The organism is Halopseudomonas salina, assembly GCF_014637955.1.
GTDB lineage: Bacteria > Pseudomonadota > Gammaproteobacteria > Pseudomonadales > Pseudomonadaceae > Halopseudomonas > Halopseudomonas salina.
The window spans coordinates 1-692 of the sequence record NZ_BMFF01000021.1; the positions used below are offsets into that span (position 1 = coordinate 1).

At 51.2% G+C, this 692-nt stretch carries 1 protein-coding gene; it reads right to left on the bottom strand.

The features are described from left to right. Positions 1–69: 69 nt before the first annotated feature. Positions 70–692 (bottom strand): hypothetical protein (locus IEV54_RS17285; RefSeq protein WP_229734604.1); only part of this gene is annotated, 623 nt, incomplete at its 5' end.

The window sequence follows — 692 nt, forward strand, 5'->3', positions numbered from 1 at the left end:
TAACGCAGAGCTTTGCGGCAATTTTGTAGCCGCGAAGCGGTGAAGAAATTGTCCGACAAGAGCGACTTGTTAAGCCTCTCGCGCCAGAAGCTTCGTAATATGGTCAAATGCAGCCAACTTAGCTTGATCTAAGGTCTTGAAGTTTCTTCTGCTGTGCATAACCAAGGAATTGTCCTCTGAGCTTAGAGTGGCCGCCCAATCAGATGCACGTCGATAAACCGTAATCCGGAACCCGTCGGATTTAATCCAAGGATTACCTTTAGCAGAAATCCTCCATTTCCTTGAAAGCCAGCGCTTTCGTTTTCCAGATCGGTTTTTCATGGACGACTCTCTGGTCCGAGCCGCAGCAACGTCGCCCTCCATATGACCCGCACAGATGCAGCCTACTTCTAGGATGTCTGGATAATTTGGATGCTCCATGTGATGCACGAAGCGGATCGTCTGCGATTCACACATACCGCATTCTGTTTGTGGCTCGCCAAGATCCTCGATATCAACACAATGCCAACCTTTATGAGGTACGCCAGCCTTTGACCACTTGCCGCGCCCTGCTGCTACGAGCTGTTCTTCTCGACTTTCCGTTGGCATGAAGAGGCTCCTGCTAGGTGGCTTAACGCCCGCAGCACGCGCAGCTTTGTAGTGAAGGCGAAGCCGCAACGAAAAAGCTGTCGCTGTGCCTGCGATTGTTAGCA